This is a genomic window from Streptomyces sp. NPDC033229, from assembly GCF_055576875.1.
The window spans coordinates 1-1,205 of the sequence record NZ_JBVIQR010000211.1; the positions used below are offsets into that span (position 1 = coordinate 1).

At 58.0% G+C, this 1,205-nt stretch carries 1 protein-coding gene; it reads right to left on the reverse strand.

Annotated elements, in window-relative coordinates; translation table 11 throughout:
• Positions 1-46: 46 nt before the first annotated feature.
• Positions 47-1,174 (reverse strand): group II intron reverse transcriptase, encoded by a 1,128-nt coding sequence (locus ACZ53N_RS37460; RefSeq protein WP_469145148.1) that lies wholly within the window; start codon positions 1,172-1,174, stop codon positions 47-49.
• Positions 1,175-1,205: the final 31 nt, after the last annotated feature.

Genomic DNA, 1,205 nt, shown 5'->3' on the forward strand with positions numbered 1-1,205 from the left:
GACGGTTGGCACTTCACACGCTACGCCGGAGGGACCGATCCCACGCTCAGCGATCACTGCCCAGCAAGATCACACAGACTTTTGAATGACCTTCCAGGTTCGAGAGGTCGTTAGACCCCCCATGCTGGCGGTGGACTACGTGATGGACGTTGAACGCCCGCGTAGCCGCCGAGAACCAGTTGACCCACTCGCGTAGGTTGTCTGGTTCAAATCCAGCACCTTCCATCAGATCCATACCGCAGCCGGGGCAGAGGCCCTTCTGCCGGGCAGCAAGGGTGAGGATGAAGCTCCTCTCCATTTGCGGAATCCCGCGCTTCTTGGCCCTCTTAGACCAGTATTCCGCCAACGCTGGATCGTCCTTGGAGGATGCCCCCGGAACAAGCGAGTGTCTGCGGATCTGAGTCCACGCGAATTTCAGCAGATAGTGATTCGGTCGCCCGAATACCCACCTATCATTTCGCATCGGGTGGTACAGGCCCCAATGATGTTTCCTGATCCACTGCCGCCCCTTGCGGCGGTGCTTCTTCACAGCCCACGCCCACAGCCGGTCGAATAGATACCGGTCGAGCGCCAGGAAAGACTGCTTCCCGTTTACCGGACTGTAGTAGCTAGACCACCCTCTGATGAACGAATTGAGAGTGCGGACAAGGTCGTCCGTTGTTCCCTTCCCGCCCACCTGCCAGATGATCTCCTTCAATCTGAGCCTGGCTCTCTGCATTGCCACCTTGGAAGGTTGATAGAGTACGCTCCCACTCGGGCTCTTCTTGATGGTTACCCCAAGAAAGTCAAAGCCTTCGCTGACGTGGCAGACTCGCGTCTTATCCTCGTTGAAGGCTAGACCCTTTGGGGCAAGCCACTCTTGAAGCCGTTGCTTCGCCCGGCATGCCTCCTCCTTCGTGTGGCATAGCACCACGAAGTCGTCTGCATATCTGACAAGGACGGGGGAATTCGAGGCTATGCGCCCGTTGTTCCACCTTCGTACTCCGGCGGCAGCTTCCATCCCATGCAGAGCGATATTAAGGAGCAAGGGGCTGATGACTCCACCTTGTGGGGTCCCCTCGTCGGTCCTGTTGAACAGACCGTCCTCTACCGTCCCTGCCTTGAGCCAACCTCTAACGAGCTGGTGCGTGATAGCGGATGAGGCGTGTTTGACCTGCTCATTGCCTGTCCTCAGGCGGTGGTGTAGCGGTCAGATACGAGGTTGG